Annotated in this window: 15 protein-coding genes; 3 read left to right on the top strand and 12 right to left on the bottom strand. The window is 40.4% G+C overall.

The window, feature by feature from the left end; genetic code table 11:
• The first annotated feature begins 36 nt into the window (after positions 1–36).
• Positions 37–969, top strand: a complete 933-nt coding sequence (mtrH, locus tag EQO05_RS06360; RefSeq protein WP_128504819.1) for a tetrahydromethanopterin S-methyltransferase subunit H — start codon at positions 37–39, stop codon at positions 967–969.
• A gap of 375 nt (positions 970–1344) precedes the next feature.
• Here the strand turns inward: mtrH and ilvD are convergent, their stop codons facing one another.
• On the bottom strand, positions 1345–3006 hold the full coding sequence (gene ilvD / locus EQO05_RS06355) for a dihydroxy-acid dehydratase (RefSeq protein WP_128504817.1): 1662 nt from the start codon (positions 3004–3006) through the stop codon (positions 1345–1347).
• Positions 3007–4273: 1267 nt separating this feature from the next.
• Between ilvD and EQO05_RS06350 the strand changes: the two genes are divergently transcribed.
• Together EQO05_RS06350 and EQO05_RS06345 are read left to right on the top strand one after the other, a co-directional pair.
• Complete coding sequence (locus EQO05_RS06350; protein ID WP_128504954.1) at positions 4274–6037, top strand: PAS domain-containing protein; 1764 nt, start codon at positions 4274–4276, stop codon at positions 6035–6037.
• 204 nt (positions 6038–6241) lie between these two features.
• Positions 6242–6709: a flavodoxin domain-containing protein gene (locus EQO05_RS06345; protein ID WP_128504816.1), complete on the top strand. Its 468-nt coding sequence runs from the start codon at positions 6242–6244 to the stop codon at positions 6707–6709.
• A 606-nt stretch (positions 6710–7315) separates the two neighbouring features.
• Here EQO05_RS06345 and EQO05_RS06340 read toward each other — a convergent pair.
• The 11 genes from EQO05_RS06340 to EQO05_RS06290 all read right to left on the bottom strand — a co-directional run bounded on the left by EQO05_RS06340 (position 7316) and on the right by EQO05_RS06290 (position 20879).
• Positions 7316–8029 carry a winged helix-turn-helix domain-containing protein gene (locus EQO05_RS06340; protein ID WP_240664399.1) on the bottom strand — a complete coding sequence of 238 codons (714 nt, stop codon included), beginning with the start codon at positions 8027–8029 and terminating at the stop codon, positions 7316–7318.
• A 482-nt stretch (positions 8030–8511) separates the two neighbouring features.
• Entirely contained in the window at positions 8512–8919 is a 408-nt protein-coding gene (locus EQO05_RS06335; RefSeq protein ID WP_095644032.1) for a DUF1699 family protein, read from the bottom strand.
• A 1138-nt stretch (positions 8920–10057) separates the two neighbouring features.
• A complete protein-coding gene (gene fae, locus EQO05_RS06330; protein WP_128504813.1) occupies positions 10058–10540 on the bottom strand; it encodes a formaldehyde-activating enzyme in 483 nt (160 codons plus the stop codon).
• A gap of 387 nt (positions 10541–10927) precedes the next feature.
• The gene (locus EQO05_RS06325; protein WP_128504811.1) at positions 10928–11221 is read right to left on the bottom strand and encodes a hypothetical protein; all 294 of its coding nucleotides are present in this window, start codon (positions 11219–11221) and stop codon (positions 10928–10930) included.
• Positions 11222–11387: 166 nt separating this feature from the next.
• Entirely contained in the window at positions 11388–14246 is a 2859-nt protein-coding gene (locus EQO05_RS06320) for a PKD domain-containing protein (protein WP_128504810.1), read from the bottom strand.
• Between the two features lie 543 nt (positions 14247–14789).
• Entirely contained in the window at positions 14790–15554 is a 765-nt protein-coding gene (locus EQO05_RS06315; protein WP_240664394.1) for a winged helix-turn-helix domain-containing protein, read from the bottom strand.
• Positions 15555–16010: 456 nt separating this feature from the next.
• Positions 16011–16301 (bottom strand): hypothetical protein, encoded by a 291-nt coding sequence (locus tag EQO05_RS06310; RefSeq protein ID WP_128504806.1) that lies wholly within the window; start codon positions 16299–16301, stop codon positions 16011–16013.
• 654 nt (positions 16302–16955) lie between these two features.
• Complete coding sequence (locus EQO05_RS06305) at positions 16956–17198, bottom strand: hypothetical protein (protein ID WP_128504804.1); 243 nt, start codon at positions 17196–17198, stop codon at positions 16956–16958.
• A 480-nt stretch (positions 17199–17678) separates the two neighbouring features.
• Positions 17679–17897, bottom strand: a complete 219-nt coding sequence (locus tag EQO05_RS06300; RefSeq protein WP_240664392.1) for a hypothetical protein — start codon at positions 17895–17897, stop codon at positions 17679–17681.
• A 220-nt stretch (positions 17898–18117) separates the two neighbouring features.
• The gene (locus EQO05_RS06295) at positions 18118–19491 is read right to left on the bottom strand and encodes a hypothetical protein (RefSeq protein ID WP_128504802.1); all 1374 of its coding nucleotides are present in this window, start codon (positions 19489–19491) and stop codon (positions 18118–18120) included.
• Positions 19488–20879 (bottom strand): McrB family protein, encoded by a 1392-nt coding sequence (locus EQO05_RS06290; RefSeq protein WP_128504800.1) that lies wholly within the window; start codon positions 20877–20879, stop codon positions 19488–19490. Before EQO05_RS06290 ends, EQO05_RS06295 begins: the two co-directional genes overlap by 4 nt.
• Positions 20880–21000 lie beyond the last annotated feature (121 nt).

Genomic DNA, 21000 nt, shown 5'->3' with positions numbered 1-21000 from the left:
AACAAAATACTAGCCTGTAGATTTGAGGGTGTAAAAATGTTTAAGTTCCAGAAAGAACAGCAGATCGTTAATGTTGCAGGAGTGAAAATAGGCGGACAGCCGGGAGAGCTTCCGACCGTGCTTGCAGGAACTATTTTTTATGATAAGCATGAGATCGTAAAAGATGCCTCCCGGGGGCTGTTTGATCGGGCTGCTGCCGAAAAGCTGATAAATCTGCAGGAAGCAAGTGCGGAGGAAACAGGAAATCCGCATATTGTCCATATTTTCGGGACTACATCTGAAAGCATCACCCGTTATATTGATTTTGTATCTGAGATTTCAGAAGCTCCCTTTCTTATTGACTCTCCCGAAGGAACCGTACGTTCCCATGCCGCAGAATATGTCAGTGAAATAGGGCTTGCAGACAAAGCAATCTACAATTCCATAAATATGAGCATAAATGCTTCCGAAATCGAAGCTCTCACCCTATCCGACATTGACAGCTCGATTATCCTTGGCTTCAATGCGATGGACTCATCCCTCCTGGGCAGAATGGAACTGCTTGAAAATGGGGCAGGTATTCTCGAAGAAGGATTACTTTCAATTGCAGAGAGATGCGGAATAGTTAACAAGCTTATAGACCCGAGCATTACACCTATGGGGAATGGGGCAGGCGTAGCCCTGAGGATGACGATTACCGCAAAAGCAAAATGGGGATATCCAACTGGCTCAGGAATCCATAACGCTCCCTCAGCCTGGAACTGGCTGAACCAGAAGAGAGAAAAAGACCCTATCCTTTACAAGATTTGCGATGTCGGCTCAACCTGCTTACAGCAGGCGGCAGCCGGAGATTTCATTCTTTATGGACCTATAGAGTATGCACCATACGTATTTCCCATGGCTGCCATGAGTGATATAATGATCTCCGAAGCTGTAGCTGACCTCGATATAGAGCCAGCTGCCCGGCATCCTGTAAATTTACTTATATAATAGTTTACCTGCAAAGTTATAACTCTGCAGCCTGAATATGTAGAATTTTCACAATCTTTATTCAAAAAGGGCTTGATCGCAAGCCTTTTCAAAAAATCCTTGATCGCAAGCCTTTTCAAAAAAGGCTTGAGCGAAAACCTTTTGAGAAAAGGTTTTATCGCAAACTTTTTTTGAAAAAGTTTGATCAAAAACTCATGCTTTATCGAAACCGGTGTAACCGGGGCGGGCTCAAGCGACGCCACGCTTGCGGGCCAACGGTTTGCAGGAAGTTGACTGATTGCAATAAGCCTTTTACTTCCAGAGTTTCTACCGTTATAAAAAAGAGGAGGGATGAAACCCTCCTGAAACAAAGGTATTTAAACCACTATCAGGAGCTCAGTCTACTATTCCGCCTGTGTTTGCGGAATGAACGGAACGCTGATATCTGGCAAGATAGCCTGTAACTTCTTTTTTCGGAGGTACGAAAACTGCCTTCCGCTGCTCAAGCTCTTCTTCTGAGATTTTCAGGTTCAGGACTCTTTCAGGAATATTGATTTCTACCATATCCCCGGTCTTTACCAGGGCAATTGGCCCTCCTTCACTAGCCTCGGGAGAGATGTGTCCTATACATGGCCCGCGGGTCCCGCCTGAGAAGCGCCCGTCAGTTATCAAAGCTACCGATTCCAGCAAGCCCATGCCTCCGATTGCGGCTGTAGCTGCAAGCATTTCCCGCATACCAGGGCCACCTTTAGGGCCTTCGTAGCGGATGACCACAATGTCTCCGGGTTTTACATTGCCTGCAAGGATACTTTCCATAGCGTCCTCTTCACAGTCATAAACCCTCGCAGGTCCTGTATGTACGTGCATTTTCGGATCAACGGCTGCCTGTTTCACAACCGAGCCGTCAGGGGCAAGGCTGCCTTTAAGGACCGCTATTCCACCTTCGGCATGGATAGGCGTTTCGAGAGTTGCAATTATCTCCCTGTTGAGTTTCGGGTTAACAATCTCAAGCTCGCTCAGATTTTCCCCGATAGTTTTGCCATTCACTGTGAGCTGATCCAGATAAAGTTTGGAGGAAAGCCTCTGCATGACCGCCTGAACCCCGCCTGCCCTGTCAAAATGCAGCATGAAATTCGGGCCGCCAGGACGTAGTGAAATCAGATGGGGCGTTGTCCTGCTGAGTTCATCAAATTTCTCAAGAGGGAGATTCAGCCCGAATTCATGGGCAAGGGCAGGAAGGTGCAGGGTTGTATTGGTGCTTCCACCTATTGCCATATCAACCATTATGGCATTTTCCAGGGATTTAAAATTGACAAGCTTTCTGGGAGTCAGGTTCTCCCGGACCATCTCAACTATCCGCTCTCCGGATTCCTTGGCAATGCGGGCCTTTTTAGCATCCACGGCATGTGCAGTTGCACAGCCCGGAAGGCTCAGCCCCAGGGCTTCGGTCATGCAGGCCATAGTGTTTGCGGTAAACATCCCTGCACATGACCCGGCTCCTGCACAGGAAAGGTTTTCAAGCCTTTTAAGGTCAGTTTCCGAGAGTTTACCTGCCCTGTAAGCTCCCACCCCTTCGAAAACCGAGATAAGGTCTGTATATTGGTCATCTACATAACCCGGAAGCATAGGCCCTCCGGTTACAACGATTGCAGGGATATCAAGTCTGCCTGCTGCCATAAGGTGTCCTGGCACGATTTTGTCGCAGGAAGGGATCAGGACAATACCGTCAAACTGGTGGGCTTTAACCATAAGCTCTATTGTGTCCTCGATAACCTCTCTGCTGGGTAGAGAATACCTCATACCCTCATGTCCCATTGCAATTCCGTCGCAGACCCCTATAGTATGGAACTCAAAAGGAACCCCCCCGGCGTTCCTGATTCCGGCTTTCACAGCCTCTGCAAGTTTATTCAGATGGATATGGCCGGGAATTATATCGTTCCAGGAATTTACAACTGCGATGAATGGCTTCCTCATTTCGGAATCTGTGACCCCTGTAGCTTTCAGAAGTGAACGGTTGGGAGCACGTTCCGGTCCTTCTTTGATAATAGCGCTTCTCATTGCAAATCTCCTTAAAATTTCATAATGAAGTTAATTATAGTGTATAGGTAGGAAAAAACCTCATAGTATAAACAGGTTGGGGAAGAAAAAGCTACAAAAAAGGAAAGAGAAGATACTGGAAAGTTCGAGAAAAATGATAGGAAAACCGGTTGAAAGATAGTTAGTATAGCTTTGCAACCCGGCAAGGACAGAAAGCTGGCCTGGAAGACCGGGTAAAGAATTTGGCAGTTGAAAAACTTGAAGAGAAAGCCTGAAGAGAAGAACCTGATTTAGAACAAGACAGGCCAGGACCGGATAAAAAACCGTTTTTAAACCATGAAAACTTCAACTTTTTGCACAAAAAGGTAACGTAATATAATAGTATACAAATATTTATATAATCAATCCGAGTCTTGAATCAATAGCATGGTGAACGGGCCTGCTCTGGACCACATCTACAAGATCACACCCGAAAAAACGAATTAAATAGAAAATTAACCATGACAGGATTATACCCGTTCACAATATATTCTATTTACTTCACTTGAATACTATTTGATGATTTTTTACTAAGTAATTTTGGAATTACCGGTATCTCGCCAGAACGGAAGCATTATTCCTGAATAAAACAGATTACTTTTGCTTATGCTGAGGTCCAGAATTGTGGCGAATGTATAAAATTAATTCCTCAAAGGGTGAGAGATAATCTTATAAGCGAACCCAGAAGTTGTTTGTAAAAATTAATCCTCCTGATAGGAAAAAGAAATCTCCATCCAGATCATGAGACTGGAAATTGAGCTTATTCTGAGAAATAAATCTTAAAATCGATCAAAATAAATAAACAAGCAAAGTAGCTAAACAGGGTCTCCGTAATACCCTTCTTAAGTTTCTTCATGGAGGTTTTATGGTATCTCAGAGTTTTTGCCATTTCTGGATTTTGTCATTTTTTGCAGTTAATATTACTGGTATATGGAATTACTGTATCGTCTCTAGAAGTCCATTTTAGCTTCATGCTAGTCAATGAAAGATCTCCTTTTAATATACTTGCTTATTTAGTGTCAAATAACTTACGGGGTTCATTATAGATATTCGAAGTTTGAAACTTATCCAGCGATACGTCTGCGATGTATTATCGGTTATTGGCATAGATAAGAACAGGGGAATACATACAATAATTAAAGAAACTGATGCCTGATCGAAATATAATTATATAAATGAAATACAGATGAGAAAGCAAGAACACAGGAACAGGGGAGATATTAAAGATTCCTGTACAGGTGGTTGTAGAATGGATGAGGGTTCTGAGGATAAGGGAGCTTTAAATGTGGACTTCCAGACCGCAGGCAATAAAAACAACTTGAGAGGAGAAGCTCTCCAGGCAACTCTGGAGAAAGAAGAAACTCTGAAAATGATGATAAATAACAGCCATGTAGTGCTTTTTCTCTGGAAAAATGAAGATAAATGGCCTGTAGAATTTGTCTCCGAAAATGTGGGGAAATTCGGGTATACGGCAGAGGATTTCACTTCTGGCAGGGTGATGTATAAAGATATAATATACCCCGATGATCTCAGGAAGGTTGAACAGGAATTTGAGAAAAGAGCAAAAGGCAGAACTTCTGCATTCGGTGTGGAGTACAGGATTGTTACGAAAGCAGGCGATGTGCGATGGATAAACGACAGAACCTTCATCCAGAGAGGTACGGCCGGAAAGGCGACCCACTTTCAGGGAGTGGTGCTCGATATCACCAAGCGGAAGAAAAGCGAAGAAGAGTTGCAAAAGACTCTTAAGATGCAACAGGTGCTGACTGCAGCAATTAATAATAGCCCTGCAGTTATCTTTCTGTGGAAAAATGAGAAGTACTGGCCTGCAATTTTTGTTTCGGATAATGTAATACAGTTCGGGTATACGGTTGATGATTTTCTATCACAGACAGTTAAGTATGGAAAAATTATTCATCCTGATGACCTGAAAAGAGTAGAAGAAGAACTGGACAGGAGCATCCAGAAAGGAGAGGTAAGTTTCAATTCGGAATACAGGATTTTTACAAAGGCCGGAGACATGCTATGGGTAAACGAAAGAACCTTTATCCAGAGAGAAAGGGATGGCAAAGTAACCCGCTTTCAGGGAATAGTACTGGATATAACCCGTAGAAAGAAAGTTGAGAAAGCACTGAGAAAATCACTTGAAACGCAGAGAATGCTGAAGACAATAATTAACAAAAGTCCTGCAGTAGCTTTTCGATGGAAAAATACGGAAAACTGGCCTGTAGATTTTGTTTCTGAAAACGTAACTCAGTTCGGGTACACAGTAGAAGATTTCCTTTCAGGGAATATACTTTATGGGAATATAATCCATAGAGAGGATATACAGGCAGTTATCGAAAGCCTGGCACGTTCGGTAAGGGAAGGATACGATTCTTTTGAAATGGAATATAGAATTTTTACAGGGGACGGCAATATACGCTGGGTTGAAGAACGAACGTTTATCCAGCGAGACATTAAAGGCGGAGTTACTCATCTTCAGGGGATAGTTATAGACGTCACAGAGAGAAAAGAGGCGCAGAAAATGCTTGATATCCAGAGGGAGCTGGGAGTATCCCTCAGTACTACCTGGAATCTTCAAACTATGCTTAACCAGATCCTTGATGCCTGCCTGGATATAGAAGAGATAGATGCCGCAGGCATATATTTGAAGGACGAGCTCCTGGACCAGATTAATCTGGTTGCACATCGAGGACTGTCTCCCGAGTTCGTGAAGAGTATTTCTACATATAGGGCAGATTCCCCTGAAGCGCGCCAGATCTGGACTGAAAAGCCGGTTTACAGGATGGATTTTTTCTCAGACAAAATGGCAGATCTGATCAAGAAGGAAAAGATCACTGCAGTAGCCGTGATACCTATAAAACATCGGGGAGAAATTATAGGCAGCCTTAACTTTGCTTCTCATACTACAGACCGAATTCCCCAGAGCGTGCGCAATTTCCTTGAGAGTGTAGCCCTCCAGGTAGTTAATTATATAGCTCCTATCCGGATTGCGGCAGATCTTGGATAAGATTCTTATTTACCTTAAATTAACCCAGTCCGGACGAAATCCTTATTAAAAATAATTTTTATAATTAATATAGGATTGAAAAGTGAGAATATCTAGGGTCTCGCCTTATTCTACCCTGACTATGGAAAGAGTGCAGGCTTATTTTACTCGCTTTTTGTCCGTCACTGTCGTTAATAAAGATCTTATGCAGGATGGGGGATGCAAATGAAAGCAATAGTTGTTTATCTCAGTACTTCGGGGAATACGAAAATTATGGCAGAGGCAATCGCTAGCGGAATCGAATCAAAACATATAGATGTAAAGGCTGTTAGCTTTTATGATGTAAAAATCGAAGATCTTAATGAAGCCGATGCAGTCGCGGTTGGTTCATCCACTTTTTACTACAGGATGCTGCAGCCCATGGAGAAATTCATGAATGAGACTCTCGCTTCCACAAACCCAAAGGGGAAGCTGGGAGCCGCTTTCGGGTCATATGGATGGAGTGGAGAAGCACCTATATTGATAGCCGAAAAAATGCGAGAGATGGGAATGACCGTTATAGATCCCGTGCTCAGGATCCTTCACAAACCTACAGATAAGGATGTGCAGGAATGCAAAAGGCTTGGTGTCGACATCGCTGAAAAGATGAAGCAGAGAAGCAAAGCGCCACAACCACAGGGGGCACCTGGTTAACCATATTCTGAACGTAAGAGGAGCTTAATATCACAGTTTATTTCAAGACACTTAATCACCAAAAAATGGAGGGAGAAAATAACCTAAACCATACGAGCCACCGGAAACAAGGAAAACACCGGAAAACACCGGAAAACATGTCCCCTGTTTATCCAGTCCGTTTTCCCCGACCTTCGGTGGCCCTGATTAACCTCAGATTCCTGATAACAAAAACTAGTAACAAGAAAAGGGATATATGAAAATTCACACCTTCTAGGATCAGCCTTTCTTGAACACGACCGTTGCTCCGGTTTATCACGCCGTTACGTGGGGATTTTCGCTCAAGCCTTTTTTGAAAAGGCTTGCGTTGCGCCGGTCGATCACGCTCCGGTTACACCGGTTTCGATAAAGCATTAGTTTTTGATCAAACTTTTTTGAAAAAGTTTGCGATAAAACCTTTTGAGAAAAGGTTTTCGCTCAAGCCTTTTTTGAAAAGGCTTGCGGTCAAAGATGTTTTGAAAAGGCTTGCGGTCGAGCCTCTACAAAAAGGCCTGGGACTAAATATTTGTTAGATGTTTGCGGGATTTTTGAGATGAGATTGCTGGTTCCTGATTTTTAATTACCAGTTTATTTTTGTGGTACTTGAGTAATCCGGGTAGAATTTCTGAGCAGTTCGTTAAAGAGCTCGTCTCCGAACTTAAGAGCTGAGGGATCATAGCTGATCAGGCTTTCCCTATCGAAATGCTTCTGATTTTGAGGGAAAAGGGAAATCATGACAAATCTGTCGGTTACTGTAAGATTTGCGATTCTTAGTTCTCCTGAGTAGAGGAAAAATCTTATGTTTTCAAGTGCAAGCATACTCCGGAAGTCCTCGAGATAGTCCTGGTAATAGCGTTGAAAAACAGGTTCGGACATAAGAAAAGAAAACTCCACTCCACCTTTTGCAAGTTCCTGGCACAAGGAAATAAGTGAAGGATCGAAGTAGGCTATGCATTCAAAAATACGATTCGATTTAGAGAGGTTGTCAACAATTTCCGGGTCAAGCTCAAACATCCGGTCCAGGTCGGGCTGAATCAATTTACAATTCCTTAGCTCTCCAAGCCGCTTTCGGAAAGCCGGGGGAATTCCCTGAAGGTTTCTCTCAGCCCAGTAGTCAAAATTGTCCTCAAAGACTTCAACTATACTGACAAGAGGCTGCATTTTTTCAACAAGGACTTTTCCTATCAGCGAAAGTTTATAGTTTTTATCTTCCTGAACAACAAGAGATTTTTCTTTTAGTTTTTTTATCTGAGGCAGAATAGCAGTGGATGTTACGTCAAGGGCTTCCCTGATTTCATCCATGTTTTTCGGTCCGTCCTTTAGAAAGAGTAATAGCTGCTTTCGTTTATCGGAAAGAAAAATCAGCTCTAGAAGTTCTAATTGCAACCCTTCAGTCTCCTCTTGAGTTTTTGTGGCTAAAGAGATTAGAGCCATCAAAGGTATATAAGTTACTACTGTTTCCTACTTTTTTGTTTAAATAGAGTGCTGACCTTATTTCCCGAGATTATGCTTCGGTACAGGGAATGGAGCAGGAAATGAGGAATAAGCAAAAAATTACTTATCATATAAAAGTGACAGGACAGAAAAATCTATAATTAAAAAACGTATGAAGTCTCCCTGTCCTGGGAAGCTTACGCTACTGTCCAGGGCTAGGGAGCCTTTTCAGGCTCCGTTTAATGTTTAAGCTGGAATCTGGATAATAGAGATATCTCGGAGATTTGATACTATTTATATGGTTTTACCTGCACTCAAGAGTTTAGTGGAAATCCACGTATGAGATTTATTCAGGCAGAAGCTTCCTTGGTCAAGATATAAGCAACCATTTCAGGGTTGAGTTTGCTCTCCCTTGAGACCTTTTCCTCAATTCTCTCAGCAGGTGTGCCCTCTGATTTCAGTTCCCTTATCTTCTCAATTACTGAAGAAGGAATACTGTAATACTCGTTAATATCCTTCCTGTGCCCCCATACATCGCCTTCAATGAGCTGGATTCTCTGCATTTCAAGGAACATCTCTATGGATTTTGAAACCGTGCGCCTGTAAGATTTAGGAAGCTGTATGACCTCAATTTTCGGGCAGGTTTCAACCAGTGCAAATATATCCTTGTTCGAAGGCCTGAAAGCCAGATGAACAACACGTTCATTAGGATTGAGAGTAAATATTTCCTCTCTGGAACTAACTACTCTAATTTTCATGTATGTAATTCCCCCACTGTAAAGTTCTTATGTTTTTACCTCAATATAAACTACTTATACTTATTATAAATATTTATCTGCCAGCACTTTTATTTTTTATACAGTATTTCCGCCTTCAATCTGCAGTCTGATCCTTTCAAATGCTAGAAAGAGTGCAGAAAGGATAAAACGTGCAATATTATCATAATTCAGAAATTTTAGTTCCCGCAGTAACTTTCCCGGCAAAGAAATCTAAGGAAGAAAGTATCAGGGAAAGAACGTATAAAATCTTAAGAAACTATCGTTTCTGTAATCCACTCATTCCCGGGTCTTTTTCCGAAATTCGCCTTTCAACCTGTAATAATCTTACAGTCTGCCGGTCATAGAGAATAACCCTGGCACTTAATGTGAGAAACCGATTAGATAGAGCTTACTACAGTACCCATAATCTCCTGGCAGGCAGTAATATTCTGAATTTGATAATGGGTACCCGACCTCAAGAGTGCAGAGAAATAAACCTGTCCTGAGGATACTCCTGAGCCTGTTAAAATACCGGGAAATTGAGAGATTCTGGCAATAAAGGGTAATAGGTATAACCTTCAATATCACGAACCTGGAAAGGAAAGCCCTATGCTATTATATAATACTTAACGTCAGGCCTCTGGCAGCTTTCACTTCAAAAAAAGAACCAGAAGAAAATCAGAAATTGAAACCGCGACACGGGAAATAACTTTGGAAGAGTGATGGTTTCAATTTTCGAAATTACCCCAAAGAGTACTCAAAAGAGGAAAGAATAAGTACCCGAAATCCCCCCATAATGGAAAAGCAGGGAAACATGCCTGCTGCAAGTGTCCTTTTCCGGTTAATTAGTAGCAGAGACTTTGAAAGAAACTTTACCTATAGGGCCCATTTTCACTGAAAATTTTCTTGAAGATAGTTTAATACCGGTTGCTCAAACCCGGAAACAGAAGTATAACCTGCCATCATGGCCCACATCAGAACTTTCGTGACTCTGCGACATTATCTACCCGGAAAACTCCAGTTAAAAATCCGTAACTCTTACCGTTCCGTATCTGCTACATAGAAAAGAAGAAAGGTTGAATAACATTTCAACCCAAAACAAATTCTTTTAAAATTTAAATTGTACTGAACAATAAACTCAGGCAAACGGATGCTTTGCAGAATCTTTTTTAACAAGCGCTTCTCCGACAGTCGGCCTGCCTTCCATTGCCCTTGCTATTGCAAGCTTTGTTGCTTCATAGTTGTATTCGTAAACTTTGTCTTTGTCTTTTGCATCCCATTCAATAAAAACGGAAACGATAATAAAAATATCATCAGCCTGTTCTTCAGGGAGCACGCCATCAGCCACAGAATCCATAACCGCCTTTGCGACTGCGGCCTGAGCCGGCCCGAACATGAGGGCAGCCTGTGATACATTCTTTATTGTCACCTTGTTTACGAGCAGGGTTACGGGTTTGGGCTGGAGATTCGGTTCAAGGACTGCAAGAAGTGGTGTATGACCCTGCCTGGGCATTGCAAGCGAGTTCATAAACGCTGCTTCGACTGGCCCTCCTCTGGGCCCGATGACCAGGTCTATATGTGCAATTTCCGGGCCAGAACCTATGAGAGCTTCCCCTACCATACTTTTTAGAATATTTTTAACCAGATTAAACACCTCACTTATCTTCAACGGAAAAACCGATACCCAATATCACCGGTGAGAAAGGAATTGATTTTATATTGATTTTTATATAAATAAGAGCAAATCAGGTATCAAGCACAATTGTTTCCTCTATGAAGAATTGTTTCCTCTATGAAGAATTGTTTCCTCTATGAAGAACAGTTAGCCTGTTTAATCCTTATACACACATAAATAATTTACCAGCTGTTTTGACAGTAAAGGGAAGATAGATCCGGTTAAAGGCAAAAAACATAAGTGAATCTAATAGAAAAATCGGAAATGCTCTAACAGAGCTTCCAGAGGCAAAGTTATCCGATTATGGAATAAAAGGCTGGACCTTTAAACTTGCTATTTAAAAGATACCCCCGAAAGAATTTCAAGCCTCTTGCTCCAGTGATCCAGCCCTTTTTTTGCCTCATACCAATCAAGGAAACTGCTTTCTTTAATCATCTTTTCGGTTTCGAGCTTTGTTCGAAGTTCAGCAGAACTGAGCCCGAATTTCGCCTCGAAATCCCTGCAAATTGTAGAGTAACTTTTAATCTTGTACCTGGCAACATGCTTTTCGTGCTCAATAGCCGAGCGGATAGCCTCAGTAACTTCTTCAGATGAGAAGTCAGTTTCGATATTAAGCGTGAAACTCATACCTATCCCCTTTAATACTAGACGATTATTCCATTAAATAGTTATTGTAAATAACTAATTGTTCAAGTTAGGCATTTTAAATTTGGAACGTTTATCTTTCCTGGAGCCTCAGGTGTCAATCTTTTTCATCTCTCAAACATTCCTATCTTCAAGCCTTCCTGTGTGTTTATTTTATTTTTTCTCTTATGGCAAGAGCTATGAAGAGTATTAGCATCAACCCGATAAAGGGTCCTATTGCACTTGAGAAACCTGGCCAGTCTTCTTCAGATACCAGTCCTCTGGTGATAAGATTTTCAGGTTTTTCTACCGATTCATTCTCTACCGGGGACTCAGGGCTTTCCCGGATACTTTCATTTACTTCATCAGGCTCAACTGTGGTTGTCCTGCCAAAAGTGATTGCGAATGGAGAGAAACCCGGAGTTCTGGCCCGGTAGTAGATATACCGGTTATCTTCTCCTGTTTTCTGGGTATTAAGAGCGTTCCACCCTCCATTTGAATACCTCTGAAGGAAAACAGTTGAGTTTTCGGTTTCATTTACCGGGATTTCAGCTTTGCTAATTTTGAAACCTATGACAGCGTTTTCTATATTTTCCGGGTTTGCAAAATTTTCATTACCTACCCAGATATTCATATATTTGTAAACTATTCCTCCAGGCTCTATCGGAGCCAGAACTGACCTGTCCTTTAGCTGTTCAACTATTGTTGTTGTCTTTCCCAGGGTCTTTTTTGCATCGAACTCCACAAAATCAATGCTGGTGGCGTTCTGTATAAAATCGAACCTTATGCGGTTCCCGGCTGTAACGAACTTTTGACTTAATACGCTGGTATAAATGTTGCTTGCTGGCTCAGGGGAACCACCTCCGCCAGGAGCGGAGCCGGTCTCACCGAAACTCCAGCCTTCTGTACCCGAAACCCGGCTATTGCTTCCACTGCCCTCGCCTTCCTCAGTGACAGTAATATATTCTGTCCAGGCGAAAGCATTATTCTCGTACGCATTACTGACGTTAAGTGTTACGGAGTAATTGCCGATCTCATAATACGTGTGAATCGGGTTCTGGAAAGTAGATATATTGCCGTCCCCGAAGTCCCAGAACCATGAAGTGATATTGCCTGTAGACATATCGGTGAACTGAACGGTCAAGGGAGCTTCTCCTTGTATGGGAAAAGCCGTAAAACCGGCCTGAAAGCTATCTTCTACTGTGATATAACCGGTTTTTATAATATTTCTCCAGGAGATGCCACTGCCTGCTCTGAGGGTAACGCTGTAAGTACCAGGATGTTTAAATTCGTAAACAGGGTTTCGTTCGTTTGAATCTACCTGCCCGTCCGAGTTAAAATCCCACTCCCAGGCTACCGGATTTCCACCGGAATTGTCCTTAAAATGAACCGTAAGCGGAGCTTTGCCTGAGGTTATGTCGGATTTAAAATCGATTCCTGATGTATCGTCCACAGGAGAATTGACTACAGGAGGATTTGATGGAGGGTTAACAACCGGAGGATCTACAGGGGAGTTAACAACCGGAGAATCAATTACTGGAGGATCAACCGGATCTACAGGAGGATTAACAACCGGCGGATTGACTACAGGAGGGTTAACAACCGGAGAATCTACAGGAGGATCCACCGGATCATCCGGATCAACTGGAGGATTTGCAGGTGGATTCTCCGGATCAGCTGGGGAATCGACCGGTGGGTCAACAGGATCAACTGGATCATTTGGAGGATCAGCAGGAGGATTTACAGGTGGATTCTCCGGATCAGCTGGATCATTTGGAGGATCAGCAGGAGGATTTACAGGTGGATTCTCCGGATCAGCTGGATCATTTGGAGGATCGACAGGTGGATCATTCCTGGGGAGCACGTTAATTGGAGAAGGGGCTTTCAGGGTATTCGAGCTTGACCCATCGGTTACTGTCAGCTTCACTGTATAAGTTCCTGTTCTGGAATAGATGTGATTTGGGTTCCGCGAAGTCGAGGTAGCCCCATCTCCAAAATCCCATGACCAGGCAGTTACACCTCCTGTGGAAGTATCAGTAAACTGAACGGTCAAAGGGGCTTGTCCTTTTCTGGGGGAAAACGTAAAACCTGCCCGGAGATCGGCGCCTCCAACAGTAATATAATTCTCCTTTTTAATATCGCTCCACCCATTGTCGTTGCCCGCTTTCAGGGTAACGGTATAGGTTCCGGGATTTTCAAACTCATAGACAGGGTTCCGTTCGTTCGAATCGACTTTTCCGTCAGAATTGAAATCCCACTCCCAGGCTGTAGGGCTGCCTGTAGTGAGGTCACTGAATTGAACTTTAAGCGGAGCTTTGCCTGAAGTTACGTCGGATTTAAAGTCAACGGCAGGAGCAGGACTGGAACTTACGTTAACGAAAAAGGGATTCTCCGGACTATCGGAACCATATTCATTCGATACTGTCAGGCTCACTTTATAAATTCCGGCTTCTACATATGTATGGCCCGGATTCCTGGATGCAGAGGTTTCGCCGTCTCCGAAGTCCCACAACCAGGAGGTTACATTGCCAGTCGAAGTATCAGTGAACTGAACATTAAGAGGAGCCTTTCCTTCTGTCGGGAAGGCACTAAAACTGGCATCGGGCACTTCTCCGGCAGTGTTTTCTTCGACTGTAATATAATTTGATTTTACAATATTATCCTGTACGACGCCGTTGCCTGCTCTCAGAGTAACATCGTAGTTTCCGGCGGCAGGAAATTCATAAACAGGATTCTTTTCGCTTGAGTCGATAGTCCCATCCGAATCAAAATCCCATTCCCAGGTTGTGGCATCACTGCTTGAACTGTCCTGAAAATTCACTGTAAGAGGGGCCATTCCTGACACAGGAAAAGCAGTAAAATCCGCAATGAAAGTAGCGTTCTCATCTCCTGAATTGTCCGGGTCTGCGGGTTCTTCGGATAGGTTTGTGTTATTTGTGCCTGAATCCTCAGACGGGCTTGCATAAGCTGAAGCCGAAGCCAGGAATACTAAGCCAAGAAGTATTAATATCGTAATTGTTTTTTTCAATTCATACACCCTGCTTATTTTCTGCTCTTGCTGAAATTTTGCTGAAATCTCGCTCCCCCATGTAAGATCCCGGCTCCCTTTTCAGGTTCGCTTAGCCGGATGTCTGAAAGAACGTTTTTTAAAATTATCTAACTGTTAAAGACACAGTATTTCTGTGTATTTAACTGCGGATGAAGGCAAATCTCGACAATTATTAAATTCATTTCACTTCAAACTCGTTTTAGTAAAAAGTTATAAGGTTTATAGAAAGAGATAATGTAGTCTTCTCCTACAGTATCTTATCCTTATCCTTACCTGAATGGACTATAACTGTAGAAGGGAATTGCTATAGGAAATATTAAACTTTTTGATTTGATAAAATTCGAAAGAATATTTCCTGAAGCCTGAAATCTTGAGTTATTCCGGAACTCTTCTTTTACAGAGGCATCTCAGGCAAGCAGTTTTGTCCGAAGTTTCGGTCTGATTTCTGCAGTATTTTTCAGGCTGGAATACTGCAAAATCAATAATTAAAAAGAATCTTAAAAACCTTCGAAATCCGGAAAATTAGATCTCTTTTACCTGAACAGCTTCCTTTTGTAGATGCAAAAAAAGGTCTGTACCCCATTTTAGGGCTTCAGGCCTGGAGCTAAACAGGCTTTCGTGTTCAAAAAACTTCACCTGGGGAAGAATGGTAAGCAGGAAGAATCTGTCTGTAACCGTAAAGCCTGCAAGTTTCGGGTCTTTCGGGAAAAGGGTTAGGTTGACATGTTCAAACTCTATAAGGGCCCGCAGATCTTCGGGGAAATCGGTTTTAAATCTTTTTAGCACGGGCTCGGTGAGCATTATGGAAACTTCAGCCTCTTTTTTTGCAATTTCCAGGTAAAGCGGGATAAAAGAGGGATGGAAATAAGAACTGAAGCCCAGGACCTGCCTTGAAAGGAGGAGGTTTTCCACGTATTCAGGGTCCAGTTCAAACATATGGCTCAGGTCCGGACGTATAAGTTTGCAGTTTTTCAGTTCCCCTATTCGACCTTGCAAAACCGAAGGAATTCCTTCGAGGTTTCGCCGTGACCAGTAATCAAAATTATCTTCGAGTACTTTGAGAGTTTCTAGGAGAGGTGGCATCCTGTCCACAATTGCTTTCCCCATGATCGAGAGCTCATAGGTATGGTTTTTCTGCAGGACCAATTTCCTGTCCTTAAGTTTTTTAAGCTGAGGCAGAATCGAAATGGAATCTACACGCAAATGTTCCTGGATTTCATCTATGGACCTGGGCTTATCTTTGAGAAAAATAAGAAGGTCCCTGCGCTTCTCAGACCGAAAGATCAATTCTGTTAACCCGATTTTTGTGCCTATCCTAAAACCGCCTAAAAAAGTTTACAAAGCGAAGATGGTATGGCAGTTATATATACATTTCCATTAAATATATACACTTAAGAGGTTAGCTCGAGACAAAAACAGATGCTAGTGACCTTCTTTAAGTAAATCAGATATATATAACTGTATAATAATCATATATTGGTCTTAGAATAATCTTAAAGTAATCCCGGGATATTCTGGAATAATCTTAAGATATCCTTATATTACTCTTAAAATCTTCAATAACCTGAAAAGTATATATAAGTGTGTTATAAAGAATAATAGATTCCAAAAATAGAGTTGAGAAAGGGGAAGGGGCTTCAAGCGACTTTAAGATTGCTTTTTAAATTCGTTATTAGGTTGTCTTTTCGACTAATTTTTTGACTATTTTTAGATTAATTTTTCGCATGACCATAGCCCGAGCGGTCAGAGCTTAATACATTTGAGTAGAGCCAGTTTTTTCTTCCAGTGGTCAAGCCCTCGCTTTGCAGCATACCACTCAAAATATTTATCATCGCCAAAAAGTTCGCCGGCTTCGAATTTTTGTATAAATTCCGTGGAGATCAGGTCGTACTGGTCCTCAAATTCATCGCAAATCATGGAGTAGCGATCTATCTTGTACTTCGCGAGATGTTTCTCATGTTCTAGAGCCGAGCGAATAATCTCGCTTGCTTCCTGAAGCGAGTAATCGTTATCAATCTGCAAGGTAACATCCATATGTATCCCGTAGAAGAGTTATTGCTGGTACTAAAAAATGATCCTATATTTCTTTTTCTATTTGTGAATCAGAGATTTCCTTCCGGTAAGAAAATCCCGATTAATTCTTTTTTTCGAGTCCGGAGCTTATTTTCTCCGTATGTATTCACAAACTAATAACCTTTTACCTCCTTTGAGAGAAAATACCATTAAAAGGTTTGCATTGACCTTTGTTTTAAATTAGAACCATTAAAAGCAAAGGAAAGTAAGGAACGGCAAAGAATAGCAAAAACAGTCAGGATGAAAGAGATGGAAGGGGTATAATAATCAGAAAATAATTGAATGAAAGAAATCAGGGAAATAAATTGAATGAAAGAAATCAGGGAAATAAATTGAATGAAAGAAATCAGGGAAATAAATTAAGTGAAAGAAATCGAGGGAAATAAATAGAATGAAAAAAAGCCAGTGAAATAGGAAGAATTGGCATGGTTTAAAGAGATAAAAGGAATTGAAAAGAGTTAGAATGCGCAAAAAGGAATAGGGGAGGATAAAGAAACGAGAAAGGATAAGGAAAGGAGAAAATCGAAAAAGATAAAAGAAATAAAAAAAGGAAAAAATTCAGAACAGATAGTTTTTGTAGAAGGTGTGGAACTTTAAATCAAAGCCACACAGTCATCAGTTCTCGGCTGCTACAACGGGGATTTTCCCGGAATTCTCCAGGTTCTTGTAAATGAACGCCGAAGCGTATGCAAGCAGCATGAATTTAAAGCCCTGGATAAAGTCCAGCTCTACAAACTTTAAAATCATGTACACGAAGAACGCAAACTGTACCGCACACAGGACCATTCCGGCTACTGTGAGCATTTTCTGACGGCTACTACTATCACTACTATCTGGATCATCGGATTCTTCTGACATTTCGTTTCAAACCTCGCAAATAAAGGTGCTAAAAGTACTCTTTATTTCGCTCGTTTTTCTGTTGTTTTATTTTTTAATTGCCCTAATTTGTTTTTGTGTTTTGTCAATCAGGCTTTACTGTTGGCAGCTTTCAACCGGCTCAAAATTAAATGGAGTCCCCAGCAAGAGCGTGGAAGCTGGCTTATTACGGAGCTCCTAAAATGAGACAAAAAGCTGAAAACTTCAATGGATGCATCTGAAGGTTCAGTTCTACATTGATCCCCTGGTGCAGCATTATTTGAAAAAACACTCTCCGAATTAGAGACTTTTATACAGTATTCTTATTTGTGAAGGATGGTATATATAGTTTGCGAAGGAGGGAGGGGGATTGAGGAGGATGATAGTGATTTTTAAGTTGAAGTTTTGGGTTAGATGTCAATTGCTGATGTAATTTTTAGGGTTTTGCTCGATATATTGAGGACTCATTTTGCTGCACACCAATCAAAAAAAATCGTTGTCATCTCCAAGTTCTCCGGAATTGAATTTTTCCATAAAAAGTTCTGAGTTCATCCCGTATCTTTGTTCAAAACTCTCACAAATATCCGAGTACTTTTTTATTTTGTATTTAACAACACGCTCGTTGTAAATAAGTGCTTCATGGATGACCTCACTTACCTCCTTAGGTGTGAAATCACCTTTTATACTCATAGAGAGAGTCATATTTCTGTCACCAAATACAAATTGTGCTTCATTTTATAATAAGATAATTAGGACATTGGATTTTTCTATAATAAGATAATTGGAACATTATCTTTTCCTTAATAAAGAATATCTCTGAGGTCAGAAGCTTGAAAATGCACTAGGTTTATAAACGGTGAAGATAAAAGGTTGAAGTAATTAGAAAAACAGAGATTGAGAGAAATTCAAACAAATTCTATGTTTAAATTGGACATTGTCGTTCAATTTCAGAGAGATAGGTAACAATTAATCTTCTCAGATCATTCAATTTCGTTTTATTCAAAGGAACTCCCAATAAAATTATCCTGCTTTTAGTATTTGAAAAGGGGAAAATATAATCTAATTCTGAGATATAGGGTTCACCGTAAGGATAACATAAAATTCCAATTTTGTTTTCATATTTTGTAAAAGCAGCGTATGCAAGTAACTGGTGTACGTCTTTTCTGTGTTCTTCTTTTAACTCTTCAGTACCGCTTTTTAAGTTAAAGAGATGAGATTTGTATTTAGCATCTATTACGACATCCAGGTTACTCTTCATTAAAATTATATCAGGTTCTAGATAACTGAGACCCCAGAGTGGACTAAAATGTGAAGAGCGTCTAATTTTATAATTGTTTAACTGGGTTGCTCCGATTTCTAAAGAAACTTGTTTGAACACAAATTGAACATATTTCTCAAAGAGAAGAGAAAAATCAATTCTCCATGAAGTAATCTCTTCAAAGTTTCTTTTCAGAATTTTGTTCCCTTGATCCTTTAGCCTTTTAATAAGAACGGGATCTGAAAGATGTATTTTCAGATCACTAGTCTGTTTTTCAGGAAACTCATATAATACATTATCTAAATGAGTAAGAACGTCACGATATTGATATTTAATACTCAGAGGAGTCTTGAACGAGATAATTTCTCCCTTTGCAATGCTATAAACGTATTTCAGTTCAAAAAAATCACTATGGAAACTGTTTAGAACATTGTCATGACAGGGAAAAAGCAGCCTTTTCGCAGGATCAAATTCTTTTTCAATATAGTCCTTCCAATCAACCTGAGATTTTGGATATCTATATACTCTCTTGATCGTTTGGAATTTATTCCATTTTATTTTTACTGCTTTTTCGAATAATTTTACAAACTTTATAGCCTCCAAATATAGAGGAGGCCTCATATTATTCTGCGATAAAAGAGGAATTGAATGCTTGAATTCAGGAAGTATTTCACTTTCTAGTATATTTATAATTTCAACATATTCCGAAAATTGGCCAGTTGCAGAGGTATACCGAGGTTTAACTGCAAAATCTCCTATTTGCTTTCCAGTATCTGGTGATCTTAGTGGAATCGCACCAATAAAACGATCCGTTTTAAAGCTTAAAGAAACTTCCTTTCCGCTCCCCTCAATTTTAGGGATGACCTGAAGGAAATCAAAAGAGTCTTTGTTATAATCAATAAATTTCTGTAAATATTCAGATAAATATCTCTTATCAGCTTTCTTAAACCACTTTTTAACGAGTAATATCCCTGAAATAGATGGAGATCTGTCAGCAAGGCAAGGAATCTCAAAAAAGACGTTTTCCTGAGAATTCATTCAAACAAAACCTCTTCTATTTGGTCGTAAAAATACTTGGCAAACTCATCTCTTGCATTTAAGAGTAGACCTTCAGCAAGGTACTCTCTAATAAGAGGAAGCAGTTCATACCTAATCCGATTTTTCATCTCCTCTTTGTCCTTAGCGAGAAAATAGGCTTGTCCTGGTTGTAGGGATAACTCCTCACTATTTGCATACCAATTAAAGATTTCATTGAACGCCAAAAAATCTTCTTTGAAAAACTTGTTAGTTTCTGTAGATTCAATCATATGAGGTTTTAGTGTATACCATGCAAATCTCCGTCTTAAAGCAAAATCAACAACAGCCAGACTGCGGTCCGCAGTGTTCATTGTGCAAATAACATAGTAATTAGAAGGTATGTTAGTTACCCAGTACTTACCGCCGATATCAATCTCTACTGAATTGTCATTTAACTGATATTCAAAAAGGTAAAAAATTGGACCTAAAACGTTCGATAAATTTGCCCTATTAATTTCATCTATAATAAGAGCAACTTTTATCTTAGGGTTATCCACCGCTGTTTTTAATGATTCGTAAAATATACCTCTCTGCTCTACATAAGAAACCTTCCCAGATTCTAGATCTGGTCTTATACCATAGATAAAATCACTGTAGCTCGTTTCTGCATGAAATTGTGTAAAGAAAGTTTCTGCATCAAGCTTTTGTGAAATTATCTTTGCTAATCTCGTTTTTCCAGTTCCAGGAGCCCCTTGCAGAATCACAAACTTTCTTTTTAAAACAAGATTTAATGCTTCTTCTTCATCATTTATTATTTTACCTCGTGAAATCTCAGTTATTGCTCTAGAGACGTTTTTTCTTTGTTCTGCATTTCCTGGAAAATTTCTCAATTGGGCATAAGCCGCAATAAATCCAGCTATTATCTTTTTACCTGCTTCAGACTCAGGATTCCAAATAATTTCGGTAGCCAATTGAAGTTTTGAATAGCTCTTTAAAGTTTTCCATAAGTTTGGAATTTTTGATGTTAATTGTTTTGGTAAGCTTGATTCTATATCTAAAAAAGAGGTTTTGCAGAAACCATTTTCACTTACAATTGAAGAAAATAATCTTCTCACACCGGGTAAGCTTGCAAGTTCATAGTCATTTTTAAACCCAAGCGAGCCAACGATAATTGAGATTAACCAAGGTTTATCCTCTTTATCTGGAAAAATTACCAGAGACAAATCATGATAAGGACCAGATGGTTCTTCTTCGGGGGAAATTAGACCAAAAAACGCTCCACCTTGACTGAGAGCCTCTTCTTTTGTGTTACTCCTAAATATGTAATCATTAAAATTATCTTTATTTTTTGCCCCATAATACTCGGCCAATTCTTTGACAAATTTGATAGTAGTTTCAATTTTGCTCATCATATCATCTTAGACCAAAAGCCTTGAAAGATAATTTTAAGTTTAACTATTTTTGAGTAATAAATAGTTGTCTCTTTTATCCTTTTTTAAGTTTGTAAGATAACGAAAAGGGATATAATCT

The organism is Methanosarcina sp. MSH10X1, assembly GCF_004099695.1.
Classification (GTDB): domain Archaea; phylum Halobacteriota; class Methanosarcinia; order Methanosarcinales; family Methanosarcinaceae; genus Methanosarcina.
This window is presented reverse-complemented; position numbering and strand designations above follow the sequence as displayed.